General features: G+C 63.9%; 11 protein-coding genes. 9 read left to right on the top strand and 2 right to left on the bottom strand.

The annotated features are described in order from the left end of the window. Window positions 1-70: 70 nt before the first annotated feature. Together leuS and lptE are read left to right on the top strand one after the other, a co-directional pair. Window positions 71-2,764, top strand: a complete 2,694-nt coding sequence (leuS, locus tag KW832_RS25115; RefSeq protein ID WP_218301906.1) for a leucine--tRNA ligase — start codon at window positions 71-73, stop codon at window positions 2,762-2,764. Window positions 2,765-2,769: 5 nt separating this feature from the next. Next, window positions 2,770-3,267: an LPS assembly lipoprotein LptE gene (lptE, locus tag KW832_RS25110; protein ID WP_055395428.1), complete on the top strand. Its 498-nt coding sequence runs from the start codon at window positions 2,770-2,772 to the stop codon at window positions 3,265-3,267. 96 nt (window positions 3,268-3,363) lie between these two features. Here the strand turns inward: lptE and rocF are convergent, their stop codons facing one another. Beyond that, window positions 3,364-4,314, bottom strand: coding sequence for an arginase (gene rocF, locus KW832_RS25105; protein WP_218301907.1), 951 nt, complete (start codon window positions 4,312-4,314; stop codon window positions 3,364-3,366). 194 nt (window positions 4,315-4,508) lie between these two features. Here rocF and holA point away from each other — a divergent pair, with 194 nt between their 5' ends. After that, window positions 4,509-5,564, top strand: a complete 1,056-nt coding sequence (gene holA / locus KW832_RS25100) for a DNA polymerase III subunit delta (RefSeq protein ID WP_218301908.1) — start codon at window positions 4,509-4,511, stop codon at window positions 5,562-5,564. A 100-nt stretch (window positions 5,565-5,664) separates the two neighbouring features. Here holA and KW832_RS25095 read toward each other — a convergent pair whose 3' ends face one another. Beyond that, window positions 5,665-5,949, bottom strand: a complete 285-nt coding sequence (locus KW832_RS25095; RefSeq protein WP_156358621.1) for a hypothetical protein — start codon at window positions 5,947-5,949, stop codon at window positions 5,665-5,667. A 63-nt stretch (window positions 5,950-6,012) separates the two neighbouring features. Between KW832_RS25095 and KW832_RS25090 the strand changes: the two genes are divergently transcribed. From KW832_RS25090 to gshB, 6 genes are all read left to right on the top strand, one after another. Then, window positions 6,013-7,293 (top strand): glutamate-5-semialdehyde dehydrogenase, encoded by a 1,281-nt coding sequence (locus KW832_RS25090; protein WP_218301909.1) that lies wholly within the window; start codon window positions 6,013-6,015, stop codon window positions 7,291-7,293. Between the two features lie 60 nt (window positions 7,294-7,353). Further along, window positions 7,354-8,808, top strand: a complete 1,455-nt coding sequence (trkA, locus tag KW832_RS25085; RefSeq protein ID WP_218301910.1) for a Trk system potassium transporter TrkA — start codon at window positions 7,354-7,356, stop codon at window positions 8,806-8,808. A gap of 27 nt (window positions 8,809-8,835) precedes the next feature. Next, the gene (locus KW832_RS25080; RefSeq protein ID WP_055395418.1) at window positions 8,836-10,302 is read left to right on the top strand and encodes a TrkH family potassium uptake protein; all 1,467 of its coding nucleotides are present in this window, start codon (window positions 8,836-8,838) and stop codon (window positions 10,300-10,302) included. Window positions 10,303-10,405: 103 nt separating this feature from the next. After that, window positions 10,406-11,701 carry a glutamate--cysteine ligase gene (gene gshA / locus KW832_RS25075; RefSeq protein WP_055395416.1) on the top strand — a complete coding sequence of 432 codons (1,296 nt, stop codon included), beginning with the start codon at window positions 10,406-10,408 and terminating at the stop codon, window positions 11,699-11,701. A gap of 197 nt (window positions 11,702-11,898) precedes the next feature. Beyond that, window positions 11,899-13,767, top strand: a complete 1,869-nt coding sequence (locus tag KW832_RS25070) for a potassium transporter Kup (protein WP_121421466.1) — start codon at window positions 11,899-11,901, stop codon at window positions 13,765-13,767. Between the two features lie 285 nt (window positions 13,768-14,052). Next, window positions 14,053-15,009, top strand: coding sequence for a glutathione synthase (gshB, locus tag KW832_RS25060; RefSeq protein WP_218301911.1), 957 nt, complete (start codon window positions 14,053-14,055; stop codon window positions 15,007-15,009). The last annotated feature ends 364 nt before the right edge of the window (window positions 15,010-15,373 follow it).

Below are 15,373 nucleotides of genomic sequence, written 5' to 3'. Positions count from 1 at the left end.
GGGGCCTGACAGCCTAAAATCTGCGCAGCGCGGCCCTGCGGCTGCACCTCCCTCTCACCCCCGAGCCCCCATGCAAGACAAATACTCTCCCCAAGACGTCGAGCGCGCCGCCCACGGCCACTGGACCGCCACCGATGCCTACCGCGTGACGGAAGACGCCAACAAGAAGAAGTTCTACGCCTGCTCGATGCTGCCGTACCCCAGCGGCAAGCTGCACATGGGCCACGTGCGCAACTACACCATCAACGACATGCTCACGCGCTACCTGCGCATGAACGGCCACAACGTGCTGATGCCCATGGGCTGGGATGCGTTTGGCCTGCCCGCTGAAAACGCGGCGCTGAAGAATGGTGTGCCCCCTGCCAAGTGGACGTACGAAAACATCGCGTACATGAAAAAGCAGATGCAGGCCATGGGCCTGGCCATCGACTGGAGCCGCGAAGTGGCCACCTGCGACCCCGAGTACTACAAGTGGAACCAGTGGCTGTTCCTGAAAATGCTCGAAAAGGGCATTGCCTACCGCAAGACCCAGGTCGTGAACTGGGACCCGGTGGACCAGACCGTGCTGGCCAATGAGCAGGTGATTGACGGCAAGGGCTGGCGCACGGGTGCGGTGGTCGAAAAGCGCGAGATCCCCGGCTACTACCTCAAGATCACCGACTACGCCGAAGAGCTGCTGGACTTCGTCACCGGCGACAAGCTGCCCGGCTGGCCCGAGCGCGTCAAGCTGATGCAGGAGAACTGGATCGGCAAGAGCGAAGGCGTGCGTTTTGCGTTCACGCACGACATTGCAGGCGACGACGGTGCACTGATCGGCGACGGCAAGATGTACGTGTTCACCACGCGCGCCGACACCATCATGGGCGTGACCTTCTGCGCCGTGGCGCCCGAGCACCCGCTGGCCGCCCATGCCGCCAAAACCAATCCCACGCTCAAGGCCTTCATCGAAGAATGCAAGAGCGGCGGCACGACCGAGGCCGAGCTGGCCACGCAAGAGAAGAAGGGCGTGCCCACGGGCCTGTTCGTCACCCACCCGCTGACCGAAGAGAAGGTCGAGGTCTGGGTCGGCAACTACGTGCTCATGGGCTATGGCGACGGCGCCGTGATGGGCGTGCCCGCGCACGACGAACGCGACTTCGCGTTTGCCCTCAAGTACGGCATCGAGATCAAGCAGGTGGTGCTGGTCGATGGCGAACACTTTGACTACCACCAATGGAACGACTGGTACGGCGACAAGCAACGCGGCGTGACCATCAACTCCGACAGCTTCAGCGGCCTGTCGTACAAGGAAGCCGTGAACGCCGTGGCCCATGCGCTGGAGCAAAAGGGCCTGGGCGAGAAGAAGACCACCTGGCGCCTGCGCGACTGGGGCGTGAGCCGCCAGCGCTACTGGGGCACTCCGATCCCCATCATCCACTGCGATGAACACGGCGCCGTGCCCGTGCCCGAAAAAGACCTGCCCGTGGTGCTGCCGCAAGACTGCATCCCCGACGGCTCGGGCAACCCGCTGCACAAGCACGAAGGCTTCCACGCGGGCGTGACCTGCCCCGTGTGCGGCAAGCCTGCCCGCCGCGAGACGGACACCATGGACACGTTCGTGGACAGCTCGTGGTACTTCATGCGGTATTGCGACCCCAAGAACGCCGACGCGATGGTGGCGGGCGGTGCCGACTACTGGATGCCGATGGACCAGTACATCGGCGGCATCGAGCACGCCATCCTGCACTTGCTGTACGCCCGCTTCTGGACCAAGGTCATGCGCGACCTGGGCCTGGTCAAGGTCGATGAGCCCTTCACCAAGCTGCTCACGCAGGGCATGGTGCTCAACCACATCTACAGCCGCCGCACCGCCAAGGGCGGCAAGGACTACTTCTGGCCGCACGATGTGGAGCACGTGCTGGACGAAGGCGGCAAGATCATCGGCGCCAAGCTCAAGAACGAAGCCACCAGCGGCGACGGTATGTTGCCCGTGGGCACGCCCATCGACTACGAGGGCGTGGGCACCATGTCCAAGTCCAAGAACAATGGCGTGGACCCGCAGGACCTGATCGAGAAGTACGGCGCCGATACCGCCCGCCTGTACACCATGTTCACCGCACCGCCCGAGGCCACGCTGGAGTGGAACGACGCTGCGGTGGAAGGCAGCTACCGCTTCCTGCGCCGGGTGTGGAACTTTGGCCTCAAGCTGTCTGCTATGGATATGGGAGCTGCAAGCGCAAGCGTGGCAAGCGCCAACAGCCTAAAAGACGTTGAATTCGGCAAAGAAGCCAAGGCCCTGCGCCTGGAGATCCACACCGTGCTCAAGCAGGTGGACTACGACTACCAGCGCATGCAGTACAACACCGTGGTCTCCGGCGCGATGAAGATGATCAACGCGCTCGAAGACTTCAAGGCCACCGACTCGGCTGGTGCCCAGGTGGCGCTGATCGAAGGCTTTGGCATCCTGCTGCGCTGCCTGTACCCGGCCACCCCCCACATTGCGCACAGCCTCTGGAGCGGCCTGGGTTACGCGGCCGAACTGGGCGACCTGCTGGATGCACCCTGGCCCCAGGTCGATGCGAACGCGCTGGTGCAGGACGAGATCGAGCTCATGCTGCAGGTCAACGGCAAGCTGCGCGGCTCCATCCATGTCCCCGCGCAGGCTGACAAGGCCGAGATCGAACGCATTGCCCTGGCCAGCGAGGCGTTTGTGGCCCAGGCTGCAGGCGCTGCACCCAAGCGCGTCATTGTGGTGCCTGGCCGCCTCGTGAACGTGGTGGTATAGCCCCCATGAACAAGCGCACACTGCTCTCCCTCGCGCCCGTGGCCCTGCTGTCCGCTTGCGGATTTCGGCTGCGGGGCGTGCCCGAGTTCGGGTTTGACTCGCTCTACATCGCAGCACCTGCAGGCTCGCCCCTCGCGCGGGAGTTGCAGCGCACGCTGGAGGGTTCGGGCGGCAAGCTGCAGCTGCTGCGCGACCCGGCGGCCATGCCCACGGCCGATGCCATTCTGGATGTGCTGCAGGAGCAGCAGGAGCGCGCGGTGGTGGGGCTCAATGCCTCGGGCCAGGTGCGCGAACTGCAGCTGCGCCTGCGCATCAGGTTCCGGCTGCGTACCCCGGCAGGTGCCGAACTGATTCCCGAGACCGAGCTGCTGCAGCAGCGCGACATCAGCTACAACGAAACCATCGCCCTGGCCAAGGAGGCTGAGGAAGCACTGCTCTACCGCAACATGCGGACCGACCTGGTGCAGCAGCTTATGCGCCGCCTGGCAGCGGCCAAGCGCTGAGCCCAGGCGTGGGGCTGTGGCCTCTTGGCGGTAGCGCAGAGCAGCAGGCAGCTACAGCGCCGTGCCGGGCGTTCGTGATGGGCGAGGCGCAGGTGCTCAGGGGGATGTCCGCATGAGCGTACTTTTGCCAAACAGCGACTCCACCAGGTCCACCGCCAGCACCGCCGTGCGGTTGCGCACATCGAGCGCGGGGTTGAGTTCCACAATGTCCAGCGAGGCCAGGCGCCCGCTGTCGGCAATCATCTCCATGCACAACTGCGCCTCGCGGTAGGTGGGGCCTCCCGGCACCGTGGTGCCAACGCCGGGCGCGATGTCGGGGTCCAGAAAGTCCACATCAAAGCTCACATGCAGGTGGGTGTGTGCATCCAGCCCGGCCAGCGCCTGCTGCATGGTCTGGCGCATGCCCACCTCGTCGATGTAGCGCATGTCGAACACCTCCAGGCCCTGCTCATGCACAAAGCGCTTTTCGCCCGCGTCCACGCTGCGGATGCCGATCTGCCGGATCTGCGACGGGTGCAGCGCTGCGCCACCGCCCGGCATGCGGGCCAGCCCGGTCAGCGCCTCGGGGCCGAACCCGCACAGGCAGGCCACGGGCATGCCATGCACATTGCCGCTGGGCGTGAGTGCACTGGTATTGAAGTCGGCATGGGCATCCAGCCACAGCACCCGCAGCTTCTTACCCACCTCCGCGCAATGGCGGGCCACGGCGCTGATGCTGCCCAGGCCCAGGCAGTGGTCGCCACCCAGCAGGATGGGCAGGTGGCCCAATTGCAGTTCGGCATACACGGCGTCAAACACCCGCTGGTTCCACTCCACCACCTCGGGCAGGTGTCGGTAACCGTCCACGGGCGGCTGCCACGGGTTGGCGGGGCCACTCAAGTTGCCCCGGTCAAACACCTGCAGTCCGTGCGACTCCAGCGCTGTCTGCAGGCCCGCCACGCGCAGGGCCTCGGGCCCCATGGAGGCGCCGCGCGCCCCGGCGCCTATGTCTGTGGGGGCGCCGATCAGGCTGGTGGGCTGGGCGCTGCGCAGGGCGTTGGGTGGCATGGTGCGGGGGCTTTCTGGGAAGGCAGTCGATGTCGGTACGGGCGCGTGTACGCGCCCCGGGGGAATTCTCGGGGCTTTGGGCGCCAGTGAATAGCACTGCAGCTGATTAGTTCGCGGTCTCTCTTGTGCACTGTGAGGGCATTTGCTGGCAATGTGCACAGTGCCGGGCCTGCCCAGGCGATAAACTTTGCCGCATGCAAGTCGCCCTGGCCCAACTCTCACCGCATCTTCAACGGGGCCTGTCGCCGCTTTACGTGTTGCATGGCGACGAGCCCCTGCTGCAGCAGGAGGCGGCAGACGCCATCCGCGCCACGGCCCGTGCCCAGGGCTATACCGAACGCACCTCGTACACGGTAGCAGGCGCTCACTTTGACTGGAGCGCTGTGCTGGCAGCTGGCGGCAGCTTGAGCCTGTTTGCCGACAAGCAGATCGTCGAGATCCGCATCCCCTCGGGCAAGCCCGGCAAGGATGGTGGCGTGGCGCTGCAGCAGATTGCTGAATCCGCCAAGGGCAACGACAGCACGCTCACGCTGGTGATGTTGCCGCGCCTGGACAAGGCCACACGCACGGGCGCATGGTTTGTGGCGCTGGAATCCAGCGGCACCTCGATCCAGATCGACCCCATCGAGCGCGGCATGCTGCCGCAGTGGATCGCCCAGCGCCTGGCTGCCCAGGGCCAGCGCGTGGTGGCGGGCGAGGAAGGCCAGCGCACGCTGCAGTTTTTTGCCGACCGGGTGGAGGGCAATCTGCTCGCCGCCCACCAGGAGATCCAAAAGCTCGCATTGCTCCACCCCCCCGGCGAGCTGACACAGGCCCAGGTCGAAGCCGCTGTGCTCAACGTGGCGCGCTACGACGTGTTCAAGCTCTCTGAATCCGTGCTCTCAGGCCATACCGCCCGCGTGCAGCGCATGCTCGACGGCCTGCAGGCCGAGGGCGAGGCCGAAGTGCTGGTGCACTGGGCGCTGGCCGAAGACATCCGTGCCTTGAAGCGCGTGAAAGACGCCATGAACGCCGGCCGCCCTCTGCCCATGGCCCTGCGCGAAAACCGGGTGTGGGGCGCCAAGGAAAAGCTGTACGAACGCATCCTGCCCAGGGCCAGCGACGCGGCGCTGGCGCGCCTGCTGCAGTCGGCGCATATCGTGGACGGCATCGTCAAGGGGCTCAAGCAGCCCGATTGGCCCACGGACGGGTGGCAGGCGCTGCAGAGACTTGCGTTGCAGGTGTGCAGGCTGACCCAGGCCGCGCGGTAAGGTTGGCCGATAAATTTGAGTGTTTTTGGCCTCTGGCGCTTATCCAGTAAGCGCAAGTAGCTATCAAAGATGTAGTGGTGACTTTGTGTGCCCGTGGGCTTCAGGGCTGCTCCAGCACCCCGCGCGCTTTGTCCGCCCACATCCGCAGGTTGGCCACCAGATCCTTCTGGCTGAATGAGCAGCTTTCCTCCGAAAACAGCGCGCTCGACTCCAGCCGGTCCAGCAGGTTCAGCAGCACCTCGCCGTAGCGTGGGGGCAGGGCGGCCAGCAGGGTGGTTTGCTGGCGGGCCAGGGTGCTCAGGGTGGCGGCGGTGTGGTCGCCGCGTTCAAAGGCCTGCAAGGCTTCGGTCAGGGCGACGAGCTGGGCGGGGGCGGTGGTGGTCATGGCCAAGGATATGCGAGTAGGGCAAGGCCGCAAGGGTAAAGCCAAGTGCGGCAAAATCGCCGGATGAACGCTCTCAACGTCGCCGAATACACGCATTCTCTCGGTCTCCAGGCCAAAACGGCCTCTGCGCTGATGGCCAAAGCGCCAGCAGCTATCAAAAACAAAGCGCTCAAGGCGCTGGCCCGCTTGCTGCGTGAGAACGTGGCTGCGCTGCAGATCGACAACGCCAAAGACCTGGAGCGCGCTGTAGTCAACGGCCTGTCCGAGCCCATGGTGGACCGCCTCAAGCTCAGCCCCAAGGTGCTGGAGACCTGCGCCGAAGGCTGCGAGCAGCTCGCCGCCATGCCCGACATCATTGGCGAGATCCTGGGCATGAAGCAGCAGCCCAGCGGCATCCGCGTGGGCCAGATGCGCGTGCCGATTGGCGTGTTCGGCATGATTTACGAGAGCCGCCCCAATGTGACCATCGAGGCCGCGTCGCTGTCGATCAAAAGCGGCAATGCCTGCATCCTGCGTGGTGGCTCCGAGGCGATTGATTCGAACAAGGCGCTGGCCAAGCTGGTGCAGCAGGCACTGGCGGAGGCGGGCCTGCCGGAGCACGGCGTGCAGCTGGTGCAGACCACGGACCGCGAGGCCGTGGGCCAGCTGATTGCCATGCCGCAGTTTGTGGACGTGATCATCCCGCGCGGCGGCAAGGGGCTGATCGAGCGCATCAGCCGCGATGCCAAGGTGCCCGTGATCAAGCACCTGGACGGCAACTGCCACACCTATGTGGACGACCCCTGCGACATCGCCATGGCGGTGAAGGTGGCCGACAACGCCAAGACCAACAAATACAGCCCCTGCAACGCGAGCGAAGGCCTGCTGGTGGCGCGCGGGGTGGCGGCCGAATTCTTGCCCCAGATCGGCGTGGTGTACGCCGCCAAGGGCGTGGAGATGCGCGGTTGCCCCGAGTCGCTGGCGCTGCTGGCCGACGTGCCTGGCGCACTCCTCACCCCCGCCACGGAGCAGGACTGGAGTGAGGAATACCTGGCCCCGATCATCAGCGTGAAGGTGGTGGCCGGTGTGGACGAGGCCATTGCCCACATCAACCACTATTCGAGCCACCACACCGATGCCATCCTGACGCGTGACCACATGCACGCCCAGCAGTTCCTGCGCGAGGTGGATTCGGCCAGCGTGATGGTGAACGCCAGCACGCGGTTTGCCGATGGTTTTGAGTACGGCCTGGGCGCCGAAATCGGCATCAGCACCGACAAGTTCCATGCGCGTGGGCCGGTGGGCATCGAAGGGCTGACCTCACTCAAGTACGTGGTGCTGGGCGAGGGTGAGGTGCGGGGGTGATTTGCTCCTTGTTTCATAGCTGCTAGCGCTTACCTGTAAAGCGCTAAGGCCCAATTTCTTATGAAAATCATCATCCTCGGCGCGGGCCGTGTGGGCCAGAGCGTGGCAGACAGCCTGGTGTCCGAGCGCAATGACATCACCGTCATCGACACCGATGCCGCCCGCCTGCGCGACCTGGAGTCGCGCTTTGACCTGCGCGGTGTGGTGGGCAATGGCATCGAACCGGCCGTGTTGGCCGAGGCGGGCGCCGAGGACACCGATCTGCTGATCGCCTGCGCTGCACAGGACGAGACCAACCTGGTGTGCTGCAAGGTGGCGCAGCTGGTGTTCAACATCCCCAAGCGCATCGCGCGGGTGCGTTCCAACGGATTCACGCTGGATGAGCGGCTGACCGGCCCCGAGGGCTTTGGCGTGGACCGCATCATCTGCCCCGAAGAGTCCCTGACCCGCTACATCGGCAAGCTGATCGAATACCCCGAGGCCATGCAGGTGCGCGAGTTTGCGGGCGGCCGCGCCTGCCTGGTGTCGGGCCGGGCTCGGCCCGGTGCGCCCATGGTGGGCCCCACGATTGGCGAGCTGCGCGAGCGTGCGCCCGAGATGGCGATGCGCATGGTGGCCATCTACCGCCGTTTTGCCGACGAGCCCGATCGCTTCATCGCCTGCGACGGCGCCACCCGTATCGAGCCGGGCGACGAGGTGTTTGTGCTGGCGGCGCATGAGCACATTTCCCAGGTGCTGGCGGCCTTGCACCGCCCTACCTCGCAGCAGGCCCAGCCGGTGCGCCGCATCATGATTGCGGGCGGCGGTGGGGTGGGCTTGCGCCTGGCGAGGCAACTGGCGCAGACGCCAGGGCGCTTTCACATCAAGATCATTGAAGACCATGCCGAGCGCTGCGTGGCACTGGCGTCGGCGCTGCCCTCAGACGTGCTGGTGCTGCAGGGCGATACCACCGATGAAGACCTGCTGGGTGATGAAGGCATCGAGGAGGTGGACCTCTTCCTCGCGCTCACCGACGATGACGAGGACAACATCATGTCGTGCCTGCTGGCCAAGCGCATGGGCGCCAGCCGCGTGCTGGCGCTCATCAATCGCCGCAGTTATGCCGATCTGATGCACGGCACGCAGATCGACATTGCGCTGTCGCCCGCGCAGGCCATGCTGGGCGAGCTCCTGGCCTATGTGCGCCAGGGCGATGTGCAGGCCGTGCACAGTCTGCGCCGTGGCGTGGCCGAGGCGCTGGAGATCGTGGCGCGCGGCGACCGCAAAAGCTCGCGCGTGGTGGGCCGCAAGGTCAGCGAGCTGCAGCTGCTGCGCGACGTGCACATCGGCCTGATTGTGCGCGGGCTGCCCGATGCCTCCGACCCTGTCCCGGGCCACCCACGCGAGCCCGAGGTCATCATCCCGCGCAGCGCGACGGTGATCGAGAGCAACGACCATGTGGTGTTCTTCCTGCCCAACAAGCGGCGGGTACGTGACGTGGAAAAGCTCTTCCGCGTGAGCGCGACCTTTTTCTGACCCGACCCCAGGCTTGGCGAGATCACCATGACGGACATGTTTCCCGTTTTGCGGGTGCTGGGCATCCTGATCATGATCTTTGCGCTGGCCATGGGGCTGCCGCTGGCGGTGTCTTTGTGGACGGGCGATGGTGTCTGGTTTGTGTACCCGTTGTCCATGGGGGCCACGATGCTGGCGGGGGCCTGGCTGTGGTGGCGGCTGCGGTTGTTCCGGCAAGAACTGCAACCGCGCCATGGCGTGATGCTGGTCTCGCTGGTGTGGATGCTGCTTCCCCTTTCGGCCGCGCTGCCTCTGATCCTGGCGGGGCACTACACCGGGCAGCCGATGTCGTTCACGCATGCCTACTTCGAGGCTGTGTCGGGGCTCACCACCACGGGCTCCACCGTGCTCGCGGGCCTGGACGCCTTGCCGGTGTCGGTCAACGTGTGGCGCACCTTTTTGCAGTGGATGGGCGGCATGGGCATCCTCATCCTGGCCGTCGCCGTGCTGCCGCTGCTGGGGGTGGGTGGCAGTCAGCTGTTCAAGGCCGAGGCGGCCGGGCCGCTGAAGGACACCAAGCTCACGCCGCGCATGACCGGTACGGCCAAGGGGCTCTGGGGGGTGTATGCGCTGTTCTCCACGCTGTGCGGCCTGGCCTACTGGGCCGGGGGCATGGCGCCACTGGATGCGCTGATGCACATGTTCACCACCGTGAGCCTGGGCGGGCTGTCGTCGCACGACCTGAGCTTTGGCTACTTCCAGTCGCCCCTGCTGGAGGTGATCTGCATCTTCTTCATGCTGGTGGCCAGCTGCAACTTTGCGCTGTACTTTGTGGCATTTCGCAAGGGCCACTGGGGTGGTTTCTGGCGTGACCCGGAGCTGCGGGCCACGCTGTTTGCGCTGATCGGCGGCGGGCTGGTGGTGGCTCTGCTGCTGTGGGCCAAGGGCGTGTATGGGCCGCTCGATGCGCTGCGCCACGGCATGTTCAACCTGGTGTCGCTGGCCACCACCACCGGCTACGCCACGGTGGACTACCTCGCCTGGCCGGTGTTTGCGCCCGTGTTCATGCTACTGCTGTCGGGCGTGGCCACCAGTGCCGGCTCCACGGGCGGCGGGATCAAGATGGTGCGCATGCTCATTCTCGTCAAGCAGGCGCGCCGCGAGATGAACCGGCTGGTGCATCCGCGCGCGGTGCAGCCCGTGCGGCTAGGCGATGCCGTGGTGGACAACCGAGTGATCTTTTCGGTGTTGGCCTTCATGCTGGTCTATGGGGGCACCATCTTCGGGCTCAGCATGGTCATGCTGTTGACCGATCTGGACCCGGTGACGGCTTTTTCCGTGGTGTTGGCCAGCGTGAACTGTGCGGGCCCAGGCCTGGGCAGCGTGGGGCCTGCGTCCAACTACGCCGTGCTGACCGATTTCCAGATCTGGGTGTGCTCCCTGGCCATGCTGCTGGGGCGGCTGGAGATTCTGAGCTTCATGGCCTTGCTCACCCCGGCGTTTTGGCGGCGCTGAGCGGGGGCAGCCCGAAAAATCCGCCCGGCGGGCTTGCGAAGGCCGGTCACGCCCCAACCCTACAATGGATTGCAATCGTTCCCGTCTCCTCTGAGGGCTTCCCATGGTTCCGCATCTCATCACGGCCCTGACAGGGCCGATCAACGAACTCGAACAGCGCGTTCTCGACTCGATGCCCGCCATCGAACGCTGGTTCCGGCTGGAGTGGATGGAGCACACGCCGCCGTTCTATACCTCGGTGGACATCCGCAATGCCGGCTTCAAGCTCGCGCCCGTGGACACCAACCTGTTCCCCGGCGGCTGGAACAACCTGACCAAGGAGATGCTGCCCCTGGCCGTGCAGGCCGCCATGGCTGCCATCGAGAAGATCTGCCCCGAGGCGCGCAACCTCTTGATCATTCCGGAGAACCACACACGCAACACCTTCTACCTGGCCAACGTGGTGCAGCTGCAGCGCATCTTCAACATGGCCGGGCTCAACGTGCGCGTGGGCTCCATCAGCCCCGAAATCAAGAAGCCCACGCTGATCGAGCTGCCCAACGGCGACACCGTGACGCTGGAACCCGTGGTGCGCACCAAGCGCCGCCTGGGCCTCAAGGACTTTGACCCCTGCACCATCCTGCTCAACAACGATCTCTCGGCCGGCGCCCCCGGCATCCTGGAAGACATCCACGAGCAGTACCTGCTGCCGCCGCTGCACGCGGGCTGGAGCGTGCGCCGCAAGAGTACCCACTTCAAGAACTACGAAGAGGTGGCCAAGCGTTTTGGCAAGATGCTGGGCATCGACCCCTGGCTCATCAACCCCATGTACAGCCAGTGCGACGAGGTGGACTTTGCCGAAGACAAAGGCATGGACAAGCTGCAGACCACGGTGGATGCGCTTTTGACCAAGGTGCGTCGCAAGTACAAGGAATACGGCATCAACGAAAAGCCGTTTGTCATCGTCAAGGCCAACAACGGCACCTATGGCATGGGCATCATGACCGTGCGCGATGCCAAGGAGCTGGATGCGGTCAATCGCAAGACCAAGAACAAGATGGCCGTCATCAAGGACGGCCAGCCGGTCAACGACCTCATCATCCAGGAAGGCGTGTTGACCCAAGAGCGTGTGCACGAGGCCGTGGCCGAGCCTGTGGTCTACATGATGGACCGCTACGTTGTGGGCGGCTTCTACCGCATGCATGCCGAGCGCGGCGTGGACGAAAACCTCAATGCACCGGGCGCCAGCTTCGTGCCGCTGGCCTTTGAGCACAGCACCCACATGCCCCAGCCTGGCGTGCGCCCGGGGGTGAGTGCGCCTAACCGCTTCTATATGTATGGCGTGGTGGGCCGCCTGGCGATGCTGGCAGCCAGCTATGAGCTGGAGGCCACCAACCCCGACGCCGAGGTGTACGACTAGCCTCTTCCCTGAATTGCCCACGGCGCGTTCCTGCCAGCCAGGGGACGCTGCCTGCCACGTCGGCCCACGACTGCCAAGGGTGAGTTGCTGCGTTGCAACATAGGGTGTGGCCTCCAGGCGCTTGATCGGGCGCAAGCGCACAATAGCGTTCCCAAAAGTAACGGAACCCGGCGACCCTTGTGTGCCGGGTGCGGTCAGTGCAAAGCTCCAAGTCATCGCTCGCAGCGCTCACGCTGGGCGCCATCGGTGTTGTGTATGGCGATATCGGCACCAGTGTGCTGTATGCCGTCAAAGAAGTGTTCGGGTCCGGCCATGTGCCGTTCACGCAAGACAACATCTACGGCATTCTTTCGATCTTCTTCTGGACGCTGACCGTCATTGTTTCGCTGAAATACGTGGTGCTGGTGCTGCGCGCCGACAACCATGGCGAAGGCGGGCTGATCGCGATGCTGGCCCTGGCTTCGCAGGCCGTGAAGGACAAACCCCGGCTGCGTGGCGTGCTGCTGGCAGTGGGCATCTTCGGCACCTCGCTGTTTTATGGTGACGGCGTCATCACCCCCGCCATTTCGGTGTTGTCGGCGGTGGAAGGGCTTGAGGTGGTCTCGCCCCACTTCAAGCAGTACGTGATTCCCATCACACTGGTCGTGCTGTTTTGCCTGTTTGCCGTACAAAAGCGCGGGACCAGCGGGATCGGCAAGTTCTTCGGGCCCATCACGCTGGTGTGGTTTTTCAGCATTGCCCTCCTGGGGGTCTCCCACATCGTGGGCCACCCCGAAATCCTCTGGGCGTTGAGCCCGCACCATGCGGTCGGGTTCATGTGGGCCAACCCGGGCACCAGCTTCATCATCCTGGGTGCGGTGGTGTTGTGCGTGACCGGCGCCGAGGCCCTGTATGCCGATCTGGGCCACTTTGGCAAGCGGCCCATTCGCCTGGCTTGGTTTGGCGTGGCCATGCCGGCGCTCACGCTCAATTACTTTGGCCAGGGCGCACTGCTGCTGGCCGAGCCCGAAGCCGTGAAGAACCCCTTCTACATGATGGCACCTGACTGGGCGCTGATCCCGCTGGTGGTGCTGGCCACCATGGCCACGGTGATCGCGTCGCAAGCCCTTATCACTGGCGCCTTCAGCGTGACCAAGCAGGTGATTCAGTTGGGCTACCTGCCCCGACTGAATATCCAGCACACCAGCGTGCGCGACACGGGGCAGATTTACATGCCGCTGGTCAACTGGGGGCTGTTCGCCGCCATCGTTCTTGCGGTGGTGATGTTCCGCTCGTCCAGCAACCTGGCTGCGGCTTACGGCATTGCCGTGACGCTGGACATGCTGATCACCACCACGCTGACTTTCTTCGTAATCCGCTATGGCTGGGGCTACCCGCTGGCGTTGTGTATTGCGGCCACCGGCTGTTTCTTTGTGGTGGACTTGGCGTTTTTTGCGTCCAACCTGCTCAAGCTGTTCCAGGGCGGCTGGTTCCCGCTGCTGATTGGGGGCATCGTGTTCTCGTTGATGATGACGTGGAAGGAAGGGCGCCGCCTGCTGAATGACAAGTTGCGTGCCGACGCAATCGACCTCAAGGACTTCCTGGAGTCGGTGTTCGTCAGTCCGCCCACGCGCGTGGATGGCACCGCAGTGTTCCTCACTGCCGAAACCGGCGCGGTGCCCAATGCGCTTTTGCACAATCTCAAGCACAACAAGGTGCTGCATCAGCAGAACCTCTTTGTGACGGTGCACAACCACGAAACCCCCTGGATCGGGCTGGACAAGCGCCTGCAGGTCGAACCGCTGGGCCACGACTGCTGGCAGGTGGTGATCCACTACGGCTTCAAGAACGACCCCGACGTACCCCGCGCGCTGGAGCTGCTGCGCGGCCGGGGCTGCGAGCTGGAGGCCATGACGACCAGCTACTTCCTCTCGCGCGATACGGTCATCCCCACCATGGGCGGCGGCATGGCCCCCTGGCGCGAAAAGCTGTTTGCCCAGATGCACCACAACGCCAGCGGCGCGGCAGACTTCCTGCACCTGCCGAACAACGCAGTGGTCGAACTCGGCTCCAAGATCGAGATTTGAGCTAATTGTTTTTTGAGTGTTTTCAGGCCCTGGCGCTTGGCGGCCTCAAATCTACAGTGCGACACCTTCTACGTTTCTGGTGACGCTCAGCGGCGTGGTATTTGCGGGAGTCGGATCGGCTTTCTGGGGAGGTGTCGCGGGCAGCTTTGCGCTATTTGTGCAACAGTACAGGCGTTCACCAGCGTGAGGTACACGGCGCACTGCATTCGTCGCTCCCTGTTCTTCTTATCTGCCTGCAAGTGATCTGCCGTTGGCAGCACCTGCACACCTTTCTGACCCGACACCATGAAACTGCTCTTCATTGCCGATCCCCTGCAAAGCTTCAAGATCTACAAGGACACGACATTCGCCATGATGCGCGAGGCTCAGCGGCGCGGGCACACCTTGGCGGTGTGCGAGCCGCAGCACATTACCTGGCAGCGTGGCAGCAAGGTGACGGCCCGTGTGTGCGACATCCAACTGACAGCAGACCCGGTGCAGTGGTACGCCGCACAGCCCGAGCGCAGTGCACCCTTGGCTAGCTTCGACGCTGTGCTGATGCGCAAGGACCCGCCTTTCGACAGCGAGTATTTCTATGCGACACACCTGCTGGAGCAGGCTGAGCGTGACGGCGCCCGTGTGTTCAACAAGCCCCGTGCGCTGCGCGACCACCCGGAGAAGCTGGCGATCATGGAGTTTCCGGAATTCATCGGGCCCACTCTGGTGACGCGGGATGCCGCAGACATTCAGCGTTTTCATGCAGAGCACGGGGACATCATTCTCAAGCCGCTCGATGGCATGGGCGGCATGGGAATCTTCCGCGTGGGCTCGGATGGGCTCAACCTGGGAAGCATTACCGAAACCCTGAACCGCCACGGCGCGCAAAGTGTCATGGTTCAGAAGTTCTTGCCGGAAATCGTCGAAGGCGACAAACGTGTCCTCATCATCGGGGGGGCACCAGTGCCTTTTTGCCTGGCGCGCATCCCGCAAGGCAGCGAAGTCCGGGGCAACCTGGCTGCCGGAGGCAAGGGTGTTGCCAAGCCGTTGTCGACACGGGACTGGGAAATCGGTAACGCCTTGGGGCCTGTGCTTCAGGCGCGGGGCCTGCTGCTGGCTGGAGTTGATGTGATCGGCGATTGCGTTACCGAGATCAATGTCACGAGCCCCACCTGCTTCCAGGAGATCTTTGACCAGACGGGGTGCGATGTCGCTTCCCTGTTCATCGAGGCCCTGGAGGCTGCATTGACGTCCTCTGCCCCGTAGTCTGCTGAATTTTCGTCCCTATCTCTTTCGAGCCTCTCTGAATTAGTGCTATAGTCGAGGGCTTCGCTACTGAGGCGGTTCTGCAGAAATGCGGTGATGCTGAAGATGTGGGTGGTGATGGGGTCTAGGCTCTGTTGCTGCTGATGTCGAGAAGGTGGAAGAAGAAAGTTTGGTTTTGGGTTGTAGGTGGTGTAAAAACCGGTATATAATTCAAGGCTTCGCTAAGTAAAGCAGGGTGTCGCAAGATGCTGGGTTTGAAAAGTGATGAAAACAAAAAGTTTTCAAAAGTTTGACAGTTCTTCAAAAACTGTGCTAGAATTTAAGGCTCAGCTGATCGCAGCTAAGTCGGGAAAGCAAAGAAAAC

The sequence above is a fragment of the Acidovorax sp. sif0632 genome (assembly GCF_019218805.1).
In the GTDB taxonomy this organism is placed as follows: domain Bacteria; phylum Pseudomonadota; class Gammaproteobacteria; order Burkholderiales; family Burkholderiaceae_C; genus Acidovorax; species Acidovorax facilis.
Note: the sequence above shows the minus strand (reverse complement) of the source record. Positions and strands in the feature narration are given on the sequence as shown.

Coding starts and splice junctions, on each gene's coding strand:
- leuS (WP_218301906.1), top strand. CDS start 71: ATGCAAGACAAATACTCTCCCCAAGACGTCGAGCGCGCCGCCCACGGC.
- lptE (WP_055395428.1), top strand. CDS start 2,770: ATGAACAAGCGCACACTGCTCTCCCTCGCGCCCGTGGCCCTGCTGTCC.
- rocF (WP_218301907.1), bottom strand. CDS start 4,314: ATGCCACCCAACGCCCTGCGCAGCGCCCAGCCCACCAGCCTGATCGGC.
- holA (WP_218301908.1), top strand. CDS start 4,509: ATGCAAGTCGCCCTGGCCCAACTCTCACCGCATCTTCAACGGGGCCTG.
- KW832_RS25095 (WP_156358621.1), bottom strand. CDS start 5,949: ATGACCACCACCGCCCCCGCCCAGCTCGTCGCCCTGACCGAAGCCTTG.
- KW832_RS25090 (WP_218301909.1), top strand. CDS start 6,013: ATGAACGCTCTCAACGTCGCCGAATACACGCATTCTCTCGGTCTCCAG.
- trkA (WP_218301910.1), top strand. CDS start 7,354: ATGAAAATCATCATCCTCGGCGCGGGCCGTGTGGGCCAGAGCGTGGCA.
- KW832_RS25080 (WP_055395418.1), top strand. CDS start 8,836: ATGACGGACATGTTTCCCGTTTTGCGGGTGCTGGGCATCCTGATCATG.
- gshA (WP_055395416.1), top strand. CDS start 10,406: ATGGTTCCGCATCTCATCACGGCCCTGACAGGGCCGATCAACGAACTC.
- gshB (WP_218301911.1), top strand. CDS start 14,053: ATGAAACTGCTCTTCATTGCCGATCCCCTGCAAAGCTTCAAGATCTAC.